Raw genomic sequence first — 19,219 nt, 5'->3', positions numbered from 1 at the left:
GCCGGCCCGGCGTTGCGGGGGGTCGGCGGTATCAAGGACCAACCTTCTCATCACTGGCGGTCCGATCCCGGCCATCCGGGCTGCTGGCGCGCGGTGTCTGCGCGGGACCGCCGCCCGTGGAGCCGTTCGGTCCGGGCTTCTCGGCGGTGGCCTCGGCGGTGTCGCCGGCGGTGTCACCCGCGGCGGCGTCCGGGTCGGCGTCCGGGTCGGCGTCCGGGTCGGTGGGCTCGGCCTCGGCGGCGCCCCCCGGGCCGTCCGTGGCCGGGCCGTCGTCGACCGGCTGGTCGCCGTCCTCGTGCGGCCGGCCGCCGTGGCGCTTGCGCTGGCGGACGAAGCGCAGCGCGGCCAGCACCAGCAGCACGGCGGCGCCGGCGAAGACGTACAGCACCCCGTTGGTCACCGAGGTGACCTCGACCGTGAAGGCCTGGGGTTCGCCGTAGGGCCGCGGGTCGGGGCCGCTGGTGTACAGCTGGGCGATCATGGTGACCGGGCCGTTGTTGCGGGCCTCGGCGTTGAAGCGCAGGGTGACGCTCTGCGAGGCAGGGAGGACCAGCTCCTCCGGCCTGCCGACCCACAGCCTGTTCGGCTGGACCGAGGTGAGCCGCAGCTGCAGGTTGGTGACCGTCTGGGTGAGGTCGTTGCGCACGCTGACCTGGATCTGGCCGGTGTTCGCGGCCAGCGTGACCACGTTCTTCTTGGGTACCTGGACGGCGCCGATGAGCTCGCTCAGGTAGGTGGAGACGCCCGTGCGGTAGGTCTCGCCGGCCGGGGCCTGGGTGCGCCACTCGGTGGACAGCGAGCGGACCATGGCCGCGCTGAACGGGCCGCGGACGCGCTGCGGCAGGGTGAGCACCCGCATCAGGGTGTCCAGGTCCTGCTGGATGCCGTCGGTGCGGCTCAGGGCGTCGGCCGGCAGCTCGGAGGCCCGGGCCTGGGTCGGGTAGTCGGCGGGCGACGGGACGGTGGTGTTGGCCTTCGGGTCCGGCGCGGACTGGGCCAGCGCGTCCAGCTTCACCGGGGTCAGCCACTTGTCGGAGGCCGTCTGCAGGGCGCCCGCCAGCACCTTGGCGGTGTTGGCGGTCAGGTCGCGCGGCGGCATGACCAGCAGGCCGCGCTGGTTCTGCGGCTGCTCGTGGGTGATCGCGAAGGTCTCGGCGAGGAAGCGCTGGGTCACCTCGCTCTGGTCCTTCGGGGTGCTCAGGTCCCTCTGGAAGAGCGTGGAGACGGTGTCGTCGGCGACCACGGCGCTCTGCCCGTTGCCGATCGGGCGCACCGCGGTCGGGGTGTAGTTGACCGAGTCCGGCTCCGGCATGCTCGCGCCGTTGGCCAGCACCAGGCTGCTGCCGGCCTGCCGGGCGATGCCGGCGATCTGCTGGTCGAGGTAGCCCTGGTAGGGCCAGGCCACGTCGGAGCGGGTGTCCACGGAGAGCCGGCCCTCGACGGTCAGCCGGCCGGCGGTGGACGCCTTGTTCAGGGCGGTGCCCATGCCAGCGAGGTCCGCGCCGTTGTGCGCGATCGAGGCGAGGTCCGGGTCGGCGTACGGCAGGGCGACGACCTGGTCGCCCTGCTTGGCGACGGCCGCCCGCAGCTTGTTCAGCCAGGCGTCGGCGGCGGCCGAGGCGGGGCGCGGGACGGTGTTGTCCTCGCGGGCGGACTTGCCCGAGGACTCGCTGCCCGGCTTCTGCACCCGGTAGCCCTTGGTCATCGCGAACGCGGCGTCCAGCAGGTCCGGGTCGACCATCCAGGTCAGCCCGTTCAGCTTGGCGCCGGTGTCGACCAGCTCGTACAGCCGGCCGCCCGGCGCGAAGTCGGCGGCCAGGCTGTCGTCGCGCAGCACCGGGACGGTCTGGTCGCCGTCGGTGAAGGTCTGCGCGGCCAGCACCGGCGCGTGCACCAGCGGCCAGAGCGTGGCGACCTTGGTCGGCTGGGCCTCGGTGCTGCCCTGGGTGTAGGGCAGGAAGGTGCGGGCGATGCCCAGGGCCCGGTCGCGCGGGTTGTCGGCGGTCGCGCCCCAGGCGTCCACCGCGAGCTCGTAGACGCCGCTCTCGGACAGCCCGAGGTCGCTCACGGCGACGCTCAGGGCGTACGCCTGGCTCTGGCCCGGGTTCAGCTCGGGCAGGGCGTACTGCGGGCTGTCCAGCTCTATGCCGTCGTCGCCCCTCGGTGCGCTCCTGGTGGCCACGCCCTGGAGTTCGCTGCGCCGCTGGAGGGGCTTGCTGGAGGCTGGCTTGCGGACCGCCGCGTGGGCGCCCTTGAGCGCGGACTTGCCGGAGTTGGTGACGTGGCCGGTGACGGACACCGTGCCGTTCTGGGTGGCGAGCTGCGGGGTGACCGTCTCGATGGTCAGTACCACCGGGTACTCCGCGGTGGCCGCGGCGTCGGCGGCCGGGCTGATGTTGCCGCCGGCCGGCAGCGCCATCGCGGGGGCGGCCGTGAACAGGGCCAGGGCGGCCGCGCAGGCGGCGGCGAGGCGGCGGGCTCGGCCGCGGTGGCGCAGCCCGTCGGTGGGACGCCCGGTGGGACCAGCGGTCCGTCCAGGCTGTCGGTGTGCCCCCAGGCCCGAGTGCCGTGCCGGCTCACTCACTCGTTTCGCCCTCGCCGTTCTGTTCGATCGCTCGCTGCTGATGCTGTCCGTCCGGCGCGGTCGCCGGATGTTCCCTGCTCGACGTTCCTCGCCCGACGCCGTACGCCACCCTGCTGCCGCGGAGGGTTCCGTCGGCACGGCGGCACGCGACACCGCATCCCCGGTTCCGGTGTCCGCGCTTCGTCCACCGGCATGGTAACGATCCAGCCTGGGTTGCAGTGTTGCGGGCTGTGGGGTGAGACGCCCAAAACGCGCGGGCGGTTGACCTTCCGGGGCACGTACCCTTGTGAGCCGTGTCCACTGCCAATGAGCCCACCGCGCGCACCGATCGTTCCAGCACCGACGTCCAGGTCGTCCCAGGCCTGAGCGAGGCCCAGGCCCTGGGGCTGCAAGAGCTGCTGCGGGTGTCGCCGGTCGCCGACGAGATCGCCCGCAGGTTCCAGGCCGCCGGTCACCGGCTGGCCCTGGTCGGCGGCTCGGTGCGGGACGCGCTGCTCGGCCGGCTCGGCAACGACCTGGACTTCACCACCGACGCCCGGCCGCAGCAGGTGCTCAAGCTGGTCAAGGGCTGGGCGGACGCGGTCTGGGACGTGGGCATCGCCTTCGGCACCGTCGGCGCCCGCAAGGACACCGCCGAGGGCTCCTTCCTGATCGAGATCACCACCTACCGCTCCGAGGCGTACGACCGCACCTCCCGCAAGCCCGAGGTGACCTACGGCGACACCATCGAGCAGGACCTGGTCCGCCGGGACTTCACGGTCAACGCGATGGCCGTCGACCTGCCCGGCCGCGGCTTCGTCGACCCGCACCACGGCCTGGAGGACCTGGAGGCCCGGGTGCTGCGCACCCCCGCCACGCCGGAGGAGTCCTTCTCCGACGACCCGCTGCGGATGATGCGGGCCGCCCGCTTCGCCGCCCAGCTGGACTTCGAGCCGGCGCCCGAGGTGGTCGCCGCGATGACCGCGATGGCCGAGCGGATCACCATCGTCTCCGCCGAGCGGGTGCAGGCCGAGCTGAACAAGCTGCTGCTGGCCGCGCACCCGGTGAAGGGCCTGCGGCTGCTGACCGACACCGGCCTGGCCGGGTACGTGCTGCCGGAGCTGCCCGCGCTGCAGTTGGAGAGCGACGAGCACCACCGGCACAAGGACGTCTACGAGCACTCGCTGACCGTCCTGGAGCAGGCCATCGACCTGGAGCAGGACGGCCCGGACCTCACCCTGCGGCTGGCCGCGCTGCTGCACGACATCGGCAAGCCGCGCACCCGCCGGTTCGAGACGGACGGCCGGGTCTCCTTCCACCACCACGAGGTGGTCGGCGCCAAGATGACCCGCAAGCGGATGCGCGAGCTCAAGTACTCCAAGGAACTCACTGAGGACGTCTCGCGCCTGGTCGAGCTGCACCTGCGCTTCCACGGCTACGGCGGCGGCGAGTGGACCGACTCCGCGGTGCGCCGCTACGTCACCGACGCCGGGCCGCTGCTGGAGCGCCTGCACAAGCTGACCCGCTCCGACTGCACCACCCGCAACAAGAAGAAGGCCGCCGCGCTGTCGCGCACCTACGACGGCCTGGAATCGCGGATCGCCGAGCTGCAGGCGCGGGAGGAGCTGGACGCCATCCGCCCGGCACTGGACGGCAACCAGATCATGGAGCTGCTCGGGCTGAAGCCGGGCCCGCAGGTCGGCAAGGCGTACAAGCACATGCTCGAACTGCGGCTGGAGCACGGGCCGATGGAGCCCGACGAGGCGGTCGCGGCCCTGCGGGCGTGGTGGGCCGAGCAGCAGGGCTGACCGGGGCGGTGCCCCGCGACGACGGGGCGCCCCACGACGACGAGCGGCGGTCACCTCCTCACCGAGGGGGTGGCCGCCGCTCGCGTCCGGTCAGCTGTTGACGTGCTTCAGGCAGAGCACGTAGTCCAGCGAGGGGAGCTTGGTGTAGGTGCGGGTGTAGGTGCTGTCCGACTTCGGCTGCTTCTGGCAGACCTTCTCGTCCGAGGTGGCGAGGTACTTGAAGACCACCTTGTACTGGGCCTTGGGGTCGGTGCAGGGCAGCACGGTGATCTTCGGGTGGTCGTCGGAGGTCGCGCCGGCGCTGTTCTCGTTGCGCAGGCAGTCACCGACGCCGGCGCTGTCGACGTCGTCCTTGGCCGGGGTGGCGGGCGGCGGCAGGGTGATGCTCGGCATGGTGAAGCTCGGCATCGGCACCAGCGGCGGCGGGGTGTAGCTGTAGGTGGGCATCGGCAGCGGCGACGGCGAGTACGCCGTGGTGTTGGTCGGCGTCGAGGAGCCGATCGGGGTGCCGGGGTCGTTCTTCGGGCCGATCACGCCGGTGACCACCAGGATGCCGGTGGTCAGCAGGGAGACCGGCACCAGCAGCATCGCGATGTGGGGGCGGCTGCCCAGCGGGGTGCCCGGGTCGAGCTGGGGGCCGTGGGTGCCCGGCATGGGCGGTGGCAGCTGCTTGATCCGGCTGTTGGCGCCGAGGTTCAGCAGCAGGGTGATCAGGGTCAGCAGCGGCGAGACCCAGCTCCACCAGCCCTGGACGAGCGTCCGGGCGGACATGTCGCGGACGGTGGCCGTCCCGCAGGTGCGGCAGAAGGGGCCGTGCATCCGCAGCATCCGGAAGGCGACTATCAGGCCCTGGTGGCCGCGGACGGTGGCGCGCACGGCGGGGAAGCCGCCGCAGAACCGGCAGGTCTCGCCGTCCATCGGGGCGGGCTGCGCCTGCCAGCCCGGGACGTTGGGCCCGTAGCCGTACCCGTAGCCGGGCGGCTGGGCGCCGTACGGCTGCTCCGGCGGCGGGGCGCTCGGGTAGCCGTAGCCGGGCGGGGGCGGGGGCGGCGAGCCGTACGGGCCGCCGGCGTACGGGCTGCCGTCACCGGGTGGCGGGCCGTAGGGCATCTGGGGTGGAGGCGGAGCGGACAAGGGGTCCCCCGGGGAAGGTCGGTGGAAGGGTCAGGACTTCTTCACCGGCGGGTAGCCGGTGGTGGTGGGGGTCAGTGGGCCGAGGCAGAGCACGTACCGCTTCTTGTTCCACCGGCGCCCGCTCTTGCCCGAGACGGTGCTGGTGGTCTGCGGGGTCTGCCGGCAGCGGGTCACGTCGGTGGTGTCGGTGAACTTCGACAGCACCTTGTAATTCGCTTTGCGGTCAGTGCAGTTGACGATCGAGATGTCGCGGGAGCCGCTCACCTGGACGCAGTCGCCGGGCTTGGCGCTGCTGACGCTCGGGCCGGCGACGAAGTAGCCGACCGCGAGCGCGACGCAGCCGCCGATCGCACCGACGATCCGCAGCTTGGACCGGATGCCGCGCTTGGCGGGCGGTGCCGGGGATGCCGCGCCGGGCTGGGGGTGGCCGTACGGCCCGGCGGGCGGCTGCTGGCCGTACGGCGCCTGCCCGTAGGGCTGTTGGCCGTACGGCGGTTGTCCGTAGGGCTGTTGGCCGTACGGCGGCTGGGCCTGGGGCGGCGGTCCGTACGGGCCCGGGGCGTACGGCTGCTGGGCGGGTGGCTGCTGCCCGTACGGCGCCTGGGGGTAGGACGGCGGGGGCGGACCGAACCCGGGCGCGGCGGTCTGCGGCGGCCCGTACGGGCCCGTCGGTGTGCTCATCAGTTCGTCCCCCGAGACCGAGTGCTGTCGTTCCGACAGGTTTACGTACCTTAGCGACCGGGTCGGACGCAATCGGTCCGGCGGTCGCACGGGGTTTCGGGACGAGGTGGTTTCGATTCCGCTACCGGGCGGTGTCAGTGGGCGTCGCCGGGGAGCGGCCCGGACCGCCGGGCGGCCCGCAGGTAGAGGACGGCGGTCAGCGCGTACACCACGGCCACCCCGGTGACCACCGTGACCGAGCGGCCGGACAGCGGCAGCACCAGCGCGGTGACCAGGGCGGCGGCCACGAAGGCGACGTTGAACAGCACGTCGTAGATGGCGAAGACCCGGCCGCGGAACTCGTCCTCGACCGACTCCTGCACCACGGTGTCGGCGCAGATCTTGGTGCCCTGGGTGACCACCCCGAGCAGCAGGGCGGCCAGCAGGCAGGGGACCGGGGCGAAGAACAGGCCCAGTGCGGGGACGAAGAGCACCGGGGCGAGCAGGCAGACCGTCATCCAGCCGGCCAGGCCCAGCCGGCGGGTGCACCAGGGGCTGATCAACGCGGCGACGAAGAAGCCGGCGGCCGACAGCCCGACCGCCTGGCCGAGGGTGGCCAGTCCGGCGGCGCTGTCGGCCGGGTCGTTGAAGGTGTACCGGGCGAGCATCACCACGACCACGATCAGCACCCCGTAGCAGAACCGGGCCGCGGTGACGGCGGCCAGCGCGTGCACGGCGGGGCGGCAGTCCCGGACCAGGTGGCGGACGGCGGCGCCGAGTTCGACGGCGGCCCGCACCAGGGCCTGGCCGAGCGCGGGCCGTTCGCCGTGCCGCTCCGGGCCGAGCAGGTCGCGGTCCATCCGGCGGGCGGCCAGCGCGGCCGAGAGGTAGAGCAGTGAGGCGACGGTGACCAGTGCGGCGTCCGCCTTCGGCCCGGGGGCCATCACCTGGTGCAGCAGGAAGCCGAGGCCCCCGCCCAGGGCGGCGGCGACCGTCCCGAGGGTGGGGGAGAGGGCGTTGGCGGTGACCAGCCGGTCCTGCTCGACCACCCGGGGCAGCGCGGCGGACAGCCCGGCCAGGATGAACCGGTTGAGCGCGGTGACCAGCAGCGCCGAGGCGAAGAACAGCCAGGTCGGCGCCTTGGCCAGGAGCAGCGCGCCGGTGCCCAGGCCCAGGCCGAAGCGGGCCAGGTTGCCGAAGTAGAGCACCTGGCGACGGCGCCAACGGTCCAGCAGCACCCCGGCGAACGGGCCGATCACCGAGAACGGCAGCAGCATCACGGCCAGCACCGAGGCGATGTCGGCGGGGGAGGACTGCTTCTCCGGGGAGAAGACCACGTAGGCCGCGAGCGAGACCTGGAAGACGCCGTCGGAGAGTTGGGAGAGCACCCGGGCGGTCAGCAGCCGGCGGAAGTCCCGGCCGCGGAGCAGACCGAGGAGCGTGGCGCGGTGCGCGGACTGGTGGGTGCTGCCGTTCTCGGTGATCGCCACCCGCTCAGGGTGCCATGGAACCGGTCGCCGTTTCACGTGAAACATTCGCCACGGAAACGTGAAGGGCCCACGATCGGATGATCGTGGGCCCTTCGGACGAGCTAGCGGCCAGGAGCGGCCGGCTCAGCTCAGCGCTCGACCTCGCCGCGGATGAACTTCTCGACGTTCTCCTTGGCCTCGTCGTCGAAGTACTGGACCGGCGGGGACTTCATGAAGTACGAGGAGGCCGACAGGATCGGGCCACCGATGCCACGGTCCTTGGCGATCTTCGCGGCGCGGACGGCGTCGATGATGACACCGGCCGAGTTCGGGGAGTCCCAGACCTCGAGCTTGTACTCCAGGTTCAGCGGGACGTCGCCGAACGCGCGACCCTCCAGGCGGACGTAGGCCCACTTGCGGTCGTCCAGCCAGGCCACGTAGTCCGAGGGACCGATGTGGACGTTCCGGGCACCCAGCTCGCGGTCGCGGATCTGCGAGGTGACGGCCTGGGTCTTGGAGATCTTCTTGGACTCCAGGCGCTCGCGCTCGAGCATGTTCTTGAAGTCCATGTTGCCGCCGACGTTCAGCTGCATGGTGCGCTCGAGGATGACACCGCGGTCCTCGAACAGCTTGGCCATCACGCGGTGCGTGATGGTGGCGCCGACCTGGGACTTGATGTCGTCACCGACGATCGGCACGCCGGCCTCGGTGAACTTGTCCGCCCACTCCTTGGTGCCCGCGATGAACACCGGCAGGGCGTTCACGAAGGCGACCTTGGCGTCGATGGCGCACTGGGCGTAGAACTTGGCGGCCTTCTCGGAACCGACGGGCAGGTAGCAGACCAGGACGTCGACCTGCTTGTCCTTGAGGACCTGGACGACGTCGGCCGGAGCCTCGTCCGACTCCTCGATGGTCTCCAGGTAGTACTTGCCCAGGCCGTCGAGGGTGTGGCCGCGCTGGACGGTCACGCCGGTCGGCGGGACGTCGCAGATCTTGATGGTGTTGTTCTCGCTGCTGCCGATGGCGTCGGCCAGGTCGAAGCCGACCTTCTTGGCGTCGACGTCGAAGGCGGCGACGAACTCCACGTCACGGACGTGGTAGTCACCGAACTGGACGTGCATCAGCCCGGGGACCTTGCCGGCCGGGTCGGCGTCCTTGTAGTACTCGACACCCTGCACCAGCGACGCGGCGCAGTTGCCCACGCCCACGATGGCTACGCGAACCGAACCCATTCCGGTTGCTCCCTGTGATCTCATGAGGGCCGTCATTGCCGACGGCACTCGTCCTGCTTCTTCGAATGACTGCTTGTACGGGCGCGAGGCGCCCACTCCTGCCGCGCGGCACGGGGCTGGCGCGGCGTCAGCGCTCCTGGGCGGAGCGCCCCGGGCGGTCGTACGGTGGCCCGGACGGGTCGGGGGACCCGGTCTCCTGGCCACGGCCGTCCGAAGTCGTGTGGGGTACGGCGGTGGTGTTCCCGTCAGCAGTGGGCCCGGGCCGGCCGGTGCGGTTGGCCCGCTCGGTCTCGATCAGCTCGTTGAGCCACCGGACCTCGCGTTCCACCGACTCCAGGCCGTGCCGCTGGAGTTCGACGGTGTAGTCGTCGAACCGTTCGCGGGCGCGGGCCAGCGAGCTGCGCATCCGCTCCAGGCGCTCCTCCAGCCGGCTGCGGCGACCCTCCAGGACGCGCATCCGCACGGCCCGGTCGGTCTGGCCGAAGAAGGCGAAGTGGACGCCGAAGCGCTCGTCCTCCCAGGCGTCCGGACCGGAGTCGGCGAGCAGCTCCTCGAAGCGCTGCTTCCCCTCGGCGGACAGCCGGTAGACGATCTTCGACCGCTTGCCGTTGAGCGCGGTGGCCGGGACGTACTCGACGTCCGGGTTGTCCTCGACCAGGAAACCCTGGGCGACCAGGCTCTTCAGGCACGGGTAGAGCGTTCCGTAGGAGAGCGCCCGCAGCGCTCCGAGCAGGATGTTGAGCCGCTTGCGCAGCTCGTAGCCATGCATCGGGGCGTCATGGAGCAGACCGAGAACGGCGAACTCCAGCACTCCTGAGCGCCTGCCCACTGCCGTCCTCCTCCTCCCTCTCGACCGTCGCTCCGGCCGCTGCATCGGCGGGTATACCGCTTCGATGTATCGGCTCGATATATCGAGAACAGTAAACCGGACCCTCGGAAGGGGCAAGGGGGGCACGCGTGAATGTGATCACAAGCCGACGCGCGGGTGGGCTTGGCAACGGGCGTGTAATGATCTGACGCCGTTTTGCGGTTATTGGCGACTGATGCCCGATTAGTTCGGATTCACTGCTGCGTACGCTGTCGCGTGTGCACGAGGACCAACCTCCGGGGTTAGGGCGGTCCGAGCATCGGACAGGGAACCCTGCCTTCAGGCCGACCAGGCCTGGCGAGGAGTGGCTGGAAACATGAGCGAGCGACGGCGAAGGACGCCCGACCAGGGCGGTGACGGGCAGCAGCCGCCGGGTGGCGGAGGCCGTCGGGGCGGCCCCGGCCCCGACGAACTGGGCTCGGAAGGGATCGGCCGTCGACGCCAGCCGGGGGTCCGGGAGACCGCCCAGCAACCCCGGATGGGCCGTGCCGAGATGCGCAAGGCCGCGCAGAAGAAGGGCAAGGGCGGTGGCCGGCGCGGCGACGCCGCCGCTTCCGCCGCAGCGGCGGCCGGCCCCGGCAAGAAGCGCTTCATCGACTACCCGCGGTTCGGCAAGAGCGGCATCCGGCGCTGGCTGCCCTCCTGGAAGCTGGTGTTCAGCGTCTTCCTGCTGTTCTTCGCCATGGGCGTGGGCGGCGTGTTCTACCTGTACCAGACCACGACGGTCCCGGACCTCAAGGACCTGGTGAAGGAACAGAACACCATCTACTACTGGGCCGACGGCTCGGAGATGACCCGCAAGGGCGACACCAATCGTCAGATCGTCGAACTCGGCGACATCAACCCCACCCTGCAGAACGCCGTCATCTCGGCGGAGAACGAGACCTTCCGCACCGACAGCGGCATCGACCCCAAGGGCATGCTGCGCGCCGTCTACAACATGGCGAAGGGCGGTGAGACCCAGGGCGCCTCGACGATCACCCAGCAGTACGTGAAGAACGCCTACCTGAGCCAGGAACAGACCATCAGCCGCAAGCTGAAGGAGTTCTTCATCACGCTGAAGATCAATCAGCAGAAGAGCAAGGACGACATCCTCAAGGGCTACCTCAACACCAGCTGGTTCGGCCGCAACGCCAACGGCGCCCAGGCCGCGGCCCAGGCGTACTACGGGGTCAACGCCAAGGACCTGAACCTCTGTCAGAGCGCGATGCTGGCCGGACTGCTGAAGGGCGCGAACTACTACGACCCCTCCAAGCCGGCCAACCACGACCGCGCCGTGGAGCGGTGGAAGTGGATCCTGGACCGGATGGTGATCACCCACAACGCCACTGCGGAGGAGCGGGCGAAGTGCACCACCTTCCCCGAGCCGATCGCGCTGAAGCCCAGCACCAACATGAACGGTGAGATCAGCTACCTGGTCGACACCGCCAACCAGTACGTGATGACCACCGACAAGTCGGTCACCCAGCAGATGATCGACAAGGGTGGTCTGAAGATCTACACCACCTTCGAGAAGGACAAGGTCGACGCCCTGAAGAAGGCCGTCGACGACGTCAAGGCCGAGAACCTCGACGCGCAGAAGCGCCCCAACAACGACACCTTCGTCCAGTTCGGCGCCGCCAGCATCCGCCCCGGTGACGGTGCGATGGTCGCGATCTACGGCGGCGACGGCGTGGAGAACGGCCACTTCGACAACAACGCCAACGCCGGCGGTGTCCAGGTCGGCTCGACCTTCAAGCCCTTCGTGCTGGCCACCGCGATGCAGGTCGGTGTGCAGACCGCGAAGGACAGCGACGGCAAGCCGAAGCGGATCAACGCCGACAGCCGCTACCTCGCCGACGACATGTCCGAGATCCGCAAGCCGGACGGCTCGCTGGTGATCGGCGACGACGGCAAGCCCTACCGGCAGAAGAACGAGGACTCCGGCAAGCGCGGCTACGTCTCGCTGCGGCAGGCCATGCAGTGGTCGTACAACGTGCCCTTCGTCCAGCTCAACCAGGACGTCGGCGGCCCCGCGGTGGCCGACATGGCCGTGCAGATGGGCATCAAGCGGGACAGCCTGGCCGATCCGAAGACCGCGACCTTCCCGCTCGGCACCTCCACCATCAGCCCGATCCGGATGGCCACCGGCTACGGCACCCTGGCCGCCAGCGGCAAGGAGGCCGAGCCCTACTCGGTCACCAAGGTCGAGGTGAACGGCACGGAGCGCCCGGGCTTCGGCAAGAAGGACGTCAAGGTGGCGCTGGAGCCGGCCGTCGCCGACAACGTCACCGACGTGCTGGTGAACGTGGCCAAGAACGGTACCGGTACGAAGACCAACAGCCTGGGCCGCCCGGTGGCCGGCAAGACCGGTACCACCGACCAGAACAAGTCGGCCTGGTGGGTCGGCTACACCCCGCAGCTGGTCACCAGCGTCGCGATGTGGCGCGAGGACCCGAGCAAGCACGACCGGGAGTCCCTCAACGGCACCGGCGGCAAGGAGTCCATCCACGGTGGTGACATCCCCACCGACATCTTCACCCGGTACATGAAGGCCGCGCTGGCCAACGAGAAGAAGATGGACTTCCCGACCCCGCAGCCGGTCGGCACCGAGGTGGACTCCTCCGGCGCGCCGTCCACGGTCTCCGCGACCCCCACCCAGACCGCGACGGAGATGCCCAGCGCCCCGGCGCAGACCCAGGCGCCGGTCCAGCAGCCGACCCAGCAGCCGACCCAGCCCAGCCAGGGCGGGAACTGCGTGCCGGGCGTGGACTGCCAGCCGACCCCGCCGCCCAGCCACACCCCCAAGCCGTCGACCAGCAACTGCATCCCGCTGGTCAACTGCCCGCCGACCCAGTCGCCGACCGACGGCAGCACATCGGGCGGCAACACCGGCAAGCCGGGCAAGCCGACCCCGAGCGGCACCGGCGGCCCACAGGCCGGCGGAGCGGCCGGGTAGCAGCCCGGTCCGGCCGCTGGGACGGTGAGACGGTAGAACGGCGGTGGCGGTCCTCCTCGGAGGGCCGCCACCGCCGTTTTCGTCACGATTCGCCGCGCACGCCCCACCCGCACCACCGGACCACCGCGGGGTCCTCCTCGTCCCGGCGCACCGGGTGCGGCAGGATGTCCGGCATGACGTCGAGCGATCGTGACGAACCCGCCGGCCCGTACGGGCCCGACGGCGCGGCAGGGCCCCTCCCGGCAGCCGTGGCCACGGCCGTGCCCCCGGTCGACACCGTGGTCGTCCCGGCCGACGAGGACCGGGTGGCGGCGGCCGGCAGCGAGGTGTTCGGCGGCCCGCCCGGGCGGCGGGCGCTGCTCGGCGTCTCCTGGTGGATCCCGGTGCGCGTCCTGGCGCTGGCAGTGATCGTGGTCTCGGCGCTCGGCATGGTGCACAACCTGCCCTGCTACGACCAGGCCTGGTTCCAGCCGGGCTCGCCGCAGTACATCCACGCCTGCTACAGCGACATCCCGCACCTGTACTCCGGCCGCGGCTTCGCGGCCGGGCTGCACCCGTACGTGGACCGGATCCCGGGCACCACGGGGGACCTCCAGTACCTGGAGTACCCGGTGCTGACCGGGCTGTTCATGCAGGTCGCGGCCTGGCTGACGCCCGGCGGCGGCACCGAGCAGGCCCAGGAGCAGTGGTTCTGGGCGATCAACGCCGGCCTGCTGATGGCCTGCGCCGTGGTCGCCGCGGTCGCGCTCTCGCGCACCCACCGCCGCCGCCCCTGGGACGCGATGCTGTTCGCGCTCTCGCCGATCCTGCTGCTCAACGGCACGGTCAACTGGGACCTCCTCGCGGTCGCCCTGGCCGCCGTGGCGATGGCCTGGTGGGCCCGCTCCCGGCCGGGCTGGGCCGGCGTCTTCATCGGCCTGGCCACCGCCGCCAAGCTCTACCCGCTGCTGCTGATCGGCCCGCTGCTGGTGCTCTGCTGGCGGGCCGGGAAGTGGCGCGAGTTCCGGGTGGTGCTCGGCGGCGCGGTCGGCTCCTGGCTGCTGGTCAACCTGCCGATCATGCTGGCCAACTGGCAGGGCTGGTCGACCTTCTACGTCTTCAGCAAGCACCGCGGCGAGGACTACGGCTCGTTCTGGCTGATCCTGATGCAGAACCGCGGGGTGGGGCTGGCCGACCTCGACCTCTACATCGGCGTGCTGATGGTGCTGGGCTGCGCGGCCATAGCGTGGCTCGGCCTCGCGGCGCCCCGCCGGCCGCGGTTCGCGCAGCTGGCCTTCCTGGTGGTCGCGCTGTTCGTGCTGGTCAACAAGGTGTACTCGCCGCAGTACGCGCTCTGGCTGCTGCCGCTCGCGGCGCTGGCCCGGCCGCGCTGGCGGGACCTGCTGATCTGGCAGGCCTGCGAGGTGCTGTACACCCTGGGCATCTGGTCCCACCTGGGCTTCGTCACCGGGCCCAAGCAGCACGGGATCGGCGAGCCCTGGTACCACTTCGCGATCGCGCTGCACCTGCTCGGCACGCTCTACCTGGTGGTGCTGGTGGTCCGGGACGCCCTGTACCCGGACCGCGACCCGGTCCGCTGGGACGGCACCGACGACCCCTCCGGCGGGGTGCTCGACCACGCCCCGGACGTGGTCACCCTGGGCGCCGCCCGACGGCTGCACGAGGAGGAGAGCTACGCCGGATACGCGCCGGCCGGCCCCTTCGATCACTGGCTGGAGGAGCCAGGAGCCGAGGAGCCGGCCGAGCGGAAGCCGTAACCGCGAGCCGAGCGTCACCCAGGGGTGCTCAGCGGTCCACCACGCGGTCGAAGTGCGTGGTGGTGTGCCGGACCTGGAGGCCCAGCTCCTCACCGATCGCGGGGGGCGCGGTCTCCCCGTCCAGGAACAGCAGCGAGACCTGCATGTGCGGCGGCTCGGCGAACCAGAGCTGCTTGCCCGCCCAGTGGAACGGCGACTTGGTCTTGTTGACGGTCGCCAGGCCGGCCCGGGCGATGCCCTTGGCGCGCGCGCCCATGCTGGCCACGTACTTGGGGGCCTCCAGGCCGATGCCGTGCGCGGTGCCGCCGGCCACCACCAGGATGTGGCCGTCCGAGGGCGCCGGGTGCTGGCGGTAGCCGTAGCGGTCGCCCTTCTTCACCGGGGTGACGTCCAGCACCGTGGCCCGGACCTCCAGCGCGCCGTGGTCGCCCAGCCAGAGCCGGGTGCCGATCCGGGCCCGGAAGACGGTGTCCGGGTAGCGCTGGGCGAGCTGGTCCATGCCGGCCGCGCCGAGGTGGCTGACGAAGACGGTGTGCACCGGGATGCCGGCCGCCTTCGCGGTGTCCACCCAGTGGACGACCTCCTCGACCGGGCTGGAGCCGTCCGGCCGGTCCATCGGCAGGTGCAGGGCGAGGCCCTCGAAGGAGACGCCGTCCAGCTCGGCGGCGACGGTGCGCAGGTCGGCCGCGCTCACGCCGTGCCGGCGCATGGTGGTCATGCACTCCAGCACCACCCGGGCGCCGTGCAGCGAGCGCAGCGCGTCCACGCTGGCGACCGTCCGGATCACCCGGGCGTGCGGCAGCGGGAGCACCTCCTCACCGACCCGGTAGGGGGTGAGCACCAGCAGCTCGCCGCCGTACCACTCGGCGGCGTCGGCCGCCTCGTAGGCGGTGCCGACGGCCAGCACACCGGTGCCGAGCAGTGTCGCCTCCTCGGCCAGCCGGTGGTTGCCCAGGCCGTAGCCGTTCCCCTTGGCGACGGGCACCAGGCCGGGGAACTCGGCCAGGACGGAGCGCTGGTGGGTGCGCCAGCGTTCGGTGTCGAGGTAGAGCGACAGCGTCATCGGGGCAGCCTCCTCAGCGGCGGGACATGTAGAGGTCGAGGGCCTTGTGCAGCAGCTTGTTCAGCGGGAAGTCCCACTCGCCGAGGTACTCGGCCGCCTGGCCGCCGGTGCCGACCTTGAACTGGATCAGGCCGAACAGGTGGTCGTTCTCGTCCAGGGTGTCGCTGATGCCGCGCAGGTCGTACACGCCGCCGCCGAGGGCGTAGGCGTCGCGCATCATCCGCCACTGGATCGCGTTCGAGGGCTTGACCTCGCGCTTGTGGTTGGCCGAGGCGCCGTAGGAGTACCAGACGTGCTCGCCGACCACCAGCATCGTGGTCGAGGCCAGCGGCTCGCCCTCGTGGTAGGCGATGTAGAGCCGCATCCGGTTCGGGTCCTCGGAGTTGAGGGCGTTCCACATGCGCTGGAAGTAGGCCAGCGGGCGCGGGGTGAACTTGTCGCGCTCGGCGGTGACCAGGTAGAGCTGGTGGAAGATCGGCAGCTCGTCGTAGCCGCCCTGGACCACCTCGACGCCGCTCTTCTCGGCCTTCTTGATGTTGCGGCGCCAGAGCTGGTTGAAGCCCTTCTGGATGTCGTCCAGCGAGCGGTTGGCCAGCGGCACCTGGTACACGTAGCGCGGCTGGACGTCGCCGAAGCCCGCGCCGCCGTCCTCGCCCTGCAGCCAGCCGGCCTTGCGCAGCCGGTCGGCCACCTCGAAGGCGCGCGCCTCGTACCAGTCGGCCTCGATGTCGCGCAGGCGCTTGGCCTGCTTGGCGGCGATGGCCTCCTTGATGGTGGGGGCGTTCCAGCGGCGGATGACCACCGGCGGGCCCATCTTCACCGAGAAGGCGCCCTGCGACTTCAGGTGGGCCAGCATCGGGGAGAGCCAGCGGTCCAGGTCCCGGTCGAACCAGTCGATCACCGGGCCCTCGGGCAGGTAGGCGAGGTAGCGCTTGACCTTCGGCAGCTGGCGGTAGAGGACCAGGCCCGCGCCGACCAGCTGGTTGTGCTCGTCGAACCAGCCGATCGACTCGGAACGCCACTCGGCCTTCACGTCACCCCAGGCCGGCACCTGCATGTGGCTGGCCGAGGCGCGGCTCCTGATGAAGGCGAGGTGCTCCTCGCGGGTGATCGTCCTCAGGCGCAGGCTCATGTGCTCGGTGCTCCTCGTCGGTCGGGCTGCGGTGGGCCCCAGGTTCTCGGGCTGACCTTATCGTCCGGGGCCCGGGCGCCCACCGGTGCGGGCACGACGGCGCCCCCGTCGGGTACCTGTCTCCTGCAGATACGCGACGGGGGCGCCGAGGGTTCCTGGGCCGGGTGCTCAGCCCCAGAGGCCGCCCCGGGCGATGCCGAGGTAGAAGCCGATCGCGGAGGCGCCGAGCGTGATCATCAGGACGAAGCGTTCGGCGGTGGTGACCGAGACGAACATGCCCCACAGGCCCGTGACGATCCCGGCCAGGCCGGTCCACGAGGTCAGCAGGTGCAGGTTGTGGAAGAACGAGGTGGTGAAGGCGATCACACCCAGGACGGCCGTCAGGGCCACCAGGGTGTTCTCGCGGGGGTGCGGGTGGCCGTCGGTGTTCAGCGTGAGGGCGGGCATGCGGTGGACGGACTGGGCCATGAGTCCCACCTCCTGGCGTGGAGACGAACGGGCAGGAATCCCGTTCCGTCCAGATTGCGGCGGTTGGGTCCGTCTCACAACCCCTATGCGTTTTGTTCGGCCGTCCGGGTGCAGGTAGGCTGTGCCGTCTGCACTGGTGTAGTTGTGCCCCCTTGCGCCCTCTTACGGGTGACGCCCCTCCGGGGCGGGCGGGGCCCGACTGTCGGACCCGGCCGCTACGGTGGCCGGAGTCGTCACCTCACCGGTGCCGACGCTACGCACAACCCTCCTGCCACGGAGAGACCGTGGCCGCTGAGTCCAAAGGAGGTGGGTTACTCATGCGTCACTACGAGCTGATGGTCATCCTCGACCCGTCGGTCGAGGAGCGCGCTGTCTCCCCCCTGATCGAGAACTTCCTCACCGTCGTCCGCAACGGCGGCGGCAAGGTCGAGAAGGTCGACACCTGGGGTCGTCGCCGTCTGGCTTACGAGATCAACAAGCAGTCCGAGGGCATCTACTCGGTCATCGACCTCAAGGCCACGCCTGAGGTCGTCAAGGAGCTCGACCGCCAGATGGGCCTGAGCGAGTCGGTTCTGCGGACCAAGGTCCTGCGCCCGGACACCCACTGAGCCACCTCTGAGGCCTTCGGGTCTCGGGTAGCTCGCGTCCGCTGTTTCACGTGAAACAGCGGTGAACGGACATCTTCCCGAGAGGTCATCACCACCATGGCAGGCGAGACCGTCATCACCCTCGTCGGCAATCTCGTCGACGACCCCGAGCTGCGCTTCACCCCGTCGGGTGCGGCGGTCGCGAAGTTCCGCATCGCGTCCACCCCCCGCACCTTCGACCGCCAGACGAACGAGTGGAAGGACGGCGAGAGCCTCTTCCTCACGTGCAACGTCTGGCGGCAGCCGGCGGAGAACGTGGCCGAGTCGCTGCAGCGCGGCATGCGCGTCATCGTGCAGGGCCGACTGCGCCAGCGGTCTTACGAGACCAAGGAAGGCGAGAAGCGGACGGTCTTCGAGGTCGAGGTCGACGAGGTCGGCCCGAGCCTGCGGTCGGCGACCGCGAAGGTCACCCGGGCCAACCGGTCCGGCGCCCCCGGTGGCGGCTTCGGCGGCCAGCAGGGTGGCGGCCAGGGCGGTTGGAACGGCGGAGGCGGCCAGCAGGGCGGCGGCGGCAGCTGGGGTGGAAACTCCGGCGGCGGCGGCCAGTCCGGCCCCTCCGACGACCCGTGGGCGTCCAGCGCTCCGTCCGGTGGAAACCAGGGCGGCGGCGGCTGGGGCGGCGCCCCGTCCGGTGGCGGTTTCTCGGAAGAGCCTCCGTTCTAAGAGCTGACAGATTTCGTGCGGCCCGGCCGCAGGCGTCTCCGGACGCCGGCCGGGCCGTGAACCCCAAATGGAGCACACCATGGCGAAGCCGCCTGCTCGCAAGCCGAAGAAGAAGGTTTGCGTCTTCTGCAAGGACAAGGTCAACTACGTTGACTACAAGGACACGAACCTGCTGCGGAAGTACATCTCCGACCGCGGAAAGATCCGTGCCCGCCGGGTCACCGGCAACTGCACCCAGCACCAGCGTGACGTCGCCACGGCCGTGAAGAACAGCCGTGAGATGGCGCTGCTGCCCTACACCAGCACCGCGCGCTAAGAGAGGGTGACCGAGTAATGAAGATCATCCTCACGCACGAGGTCCCGGGTCTGGGCTCCGCCGGCGAGGTCGTCGAGGTCAAGGACGGCTACGCCCGCAACTACCTGGTCCCGCGTGGCTACGCCATCCGCTGGACCAAGGGTGGCCAGAAGGACGTCGACGCCATCCGTCGCGCCCGCAAGATCCACGCGATCCAGACCCTCGACGCCGCCAACGACGTCAAGGGCAAGCTCGAGGGCGTCCAGGTCAAGCTGGCCGTTCGCTCGGGCGACGCCGGCCGTCTGTTCGGCTCGGTGACCCAGGCTGACGTCGTCGAGGCCATCAAGGCCGCCGGCGGCCCGGCCGTGGACAAGCGCGCCGTCGCGATCGCCTCGCCGATCAAGACCGTGGGCACCCACAAGGTCTCGGTCAAGCTGCACTCGGACGTCGTGGCCAACCTCGACGTCGCCGTCGTGGCTGCCTGAGTTCCGTAGCAGTGGCCTGAGGGCCGGACTCCCCCCG

General features: G+C 70.9%; 16 protein-coding genes. 7 read left to right on the top strand and 9 right to left on the bottom strand.

Features of this window, described 5'->3' with window-relative positions:
* Positions 1–31: 31 nt before the first annotated feature.
* Positions 32–2,584 (bottom strand): DUF6049 family protein, encoded by a 2,553-nt coding sequence (locus tag ACZ3YL_RS11050; protein WP_465656717.1) that lies wholly within the window; start codon positions 2,582–2,584, stop codon positions 32–34.
* 362 nt (positions 2,585–2,946) lie between these two features.
* Here ACZ3YL_RS11050 and ACZ3YL_RS11045 point away from each other — a divergent pair, with 362 nt between their 5' ends.
* Complete coding sequence (locus ACZ3YL_RS11045) at positions 2,947–4,371, top strand: CCA tRNA nucleotidyltransferase (RefSeq protein ID WP_465656737.1); 1,425 nt, start codon at positions 2,947–2,949, stop codon at positions 4,369–4,371.
* A 90-nt stretch (positions 4,372–4,461) separates the two neighbouring features.
* Here the strand turns inward: ACZ3YL_RS11045 and ACZ3YL_RS11040 are convergent, their stop codons facing one another.
* The 5 genes from ACZ3YL_RS11040 to ACZ3YL_RS11020 all read right to left on the bottom strand — a co-directional run bounded on the left by ACZ3YL_RS11040 (position 4,462) and on the right by ACZ3YL_RS11020 (position 9,695).
* On the bottom strand, positions 4,462–5,481 hold the full coding sequence (locus ACZ3YL_RS11040; RefSeq protein WP_188302410.1) for an LppU/SCO3897 family protein: 1,020 nt from the start codon (positions 5,479–5,481) through the stop codon (positions 4,462–4,464).
* A gap of 54 nt (positions 5,482–5,535) precedes the next feature.
* Positions 5,536–6,186, bottom strand: a complete 651-nt coding sequence (locus tag ACZ3YL_RS11035; RefSeq protein WP_465656715.1) for an LppU/SCO3897 family protein — start codon at positions 6,184–6,186, stop codon at positions 5,536–5,538.
* A 134-nt stretch (positions 6,187–6,320) separates the two neighbouring features.
* Entirely contained in the window at positions 6,321–7,655 is a 1,335-nt protein-coding gene (locus ACZ3YL_RS11030; RefSeq protein ID WP_317620864.1) for an MFS transporter, read from the bottom strand.
* Between the two features lie 128 nt (positions 7,656–7,783).
* Entirely contained in the window at positions 7,784–8,866 is a 1,083-nt protein-coding gene (locus tag ACZ3YL_RS11025; protein ID WP_188302413.1) for an inositol-3-phosphate synthase, read from the bottom strand.
* A gap of 127 nt (positions 8,867–8,993) precedes the next feature.
* A complete protein-coding gene (locus ACZ3YL_RS11020; protein WP_465656713.1) occupies positions 8,994–9,695 on the bottom strand; it encodes a PadR family transcriptional regulator in 702 nt (233 codons plus the stop codon).
* Between the two features lie 355 nt (positions 9,696–10,050).
* Between ACZ3YL_RS11020 and ACZ3YL_RS11015 the strand changes: the two genes are divergently transcribed.
* A complete protein-coding gene (locus ACZ3YL_RS11015) occupies positions 10,051–12,672 on the top strand; it encodes a transglycosylase domain-containing protein (protein ID WP_188302415.1) in 2,622 nt (873 codons plus the stop codon).
* A 173-nt stretch (positions 12,673–12,845) separates the two neighbouring features.
* Positions 12,846–14,429, top strand: coding sequence for a glycosyltransferase family 87 protein (locus ACZ3YL_RS11010; RefSeq protein ID WP_188302416.1), 1,584 nt, complete (start codon positions 12,846–12,848; stop codon positions 14,427–14,429).
* Between the two features lie 28 nt (positions 14,430–14,457).
* Here the strand turns inward: ACZ3YL_RS11010 and ACZ3YL_RS11005 are convergent, their stop codons facing one another.
* The 3 genes from ACZ3YL_RS11005 to ACZ3YL_RS10995 all read right to left on the bottom strand — a co-directional run bounded on the left by ACZ3YL_RS11005 (position 14,458) and on the right by ACZ3YL_RS10995 (position 17,092).
* Positions 14,458–15,492 (bottom strand): alanine racemase, encoded by a 1,035-nt coding sequence (locus ACZ3YL_RS11005; protein WP_188302417.1) that lies wholly within the window; start codon positions 15,490–15,492, stop codon positions 14,458–14,460.
* 13 nt (positions 15,493–15,505) lie between these two features.
* The gene (locus ACZ3YL_RS11000) at positions 15,506–16,624 is read right to left on the bottom strand and encodes a lipid II:glycine glycyltransferase FemX (protein WP_188302418.1); all 1,119 of its coding nucleotides are present in this window, start codon (positions 16,622–16,624) and stop codon (positions 15,506–15,508) included.
* A 168-nt stretch (positions 16,625–16,792) separates the two neighbouring features.
* A complete protein-coding gene (locus ACZ3YL_RS10995; protein WP_188302419.1) occupies positions 16,793–17,092 on the bottom strand; it encodes a hypothetical protein in 300 nt (99 codons plus the stop codon).
* A 317-nt stretch (positions 17,093–17,409) separates the two neighbouring features.
* Between ACZ3YL_RS10995 and rpsF the strand changes: the two genes are divergently transcribed.
* The 4 genes from rpsF to rplI all read left to right on the top strand — a co-directional run bounded on the left by rpsF (position 17,410) and on the right by rplI (position 19,182).
* Positions 17,410–17,700 (top strand): 30S ribosomal protein S6, encoded by a 291-nt coding sequence (gene rpsF, locus ACZ3YL_RS10990; protein WP_188302420.1) that lies wholly within the window; start codon positions 17,410–17,412, stop codon positions 17,698–17,700.
* Positions 17,701–17,796: 96 nt separating this feature from the next.
* Positions 17,797–18,402: a single-stranded DNA-binding protein gene (locus tag ACZ3YL_RS10985; RefSeq protein WP_188302421.1), complete on the top strand. Its 606-nt coding sequence runs from the start codon at positions 17,797–17,799 to the stop codon at positions 18,400–18,402.
* Between the two features lie 79 nt (positions 18,403–18,481).
* A complete protein-coding gene (gene rpsR, locus ACZ3YL_RS10980) occupies positions 18,482–18,718 on the top strand; it encodes a 30S ribosomal protein S18 (protein WP_030059640.1) in 237 nt (78 codons plus the stop codon).
* A gap of 17 nt (positions 18,719–18,735) precedes the next feature.
* Positions 18,736–19,182: a 50S ribosomal protein L9 gene (rplI, locus tag ACZ3YL_RS10975; RefSeq protein WP_188302422.1), complete on the top strand. Its 447-nt coding sequence runs from the start codon at positions 18,736–18,738 to the stop codon at positions 19,180–19,182.
* Positions 19,183–19,219 lie beyond the last annotated feature (37 nt).

It is taken from the genome of Kitasatospora sp. NPDC023176 (assembly GCF_055560495.1).
Note: the sequence above shows the minus strand (reverse complement) of the source record. Positions and strands in the feature narration are given on the sequence as shown.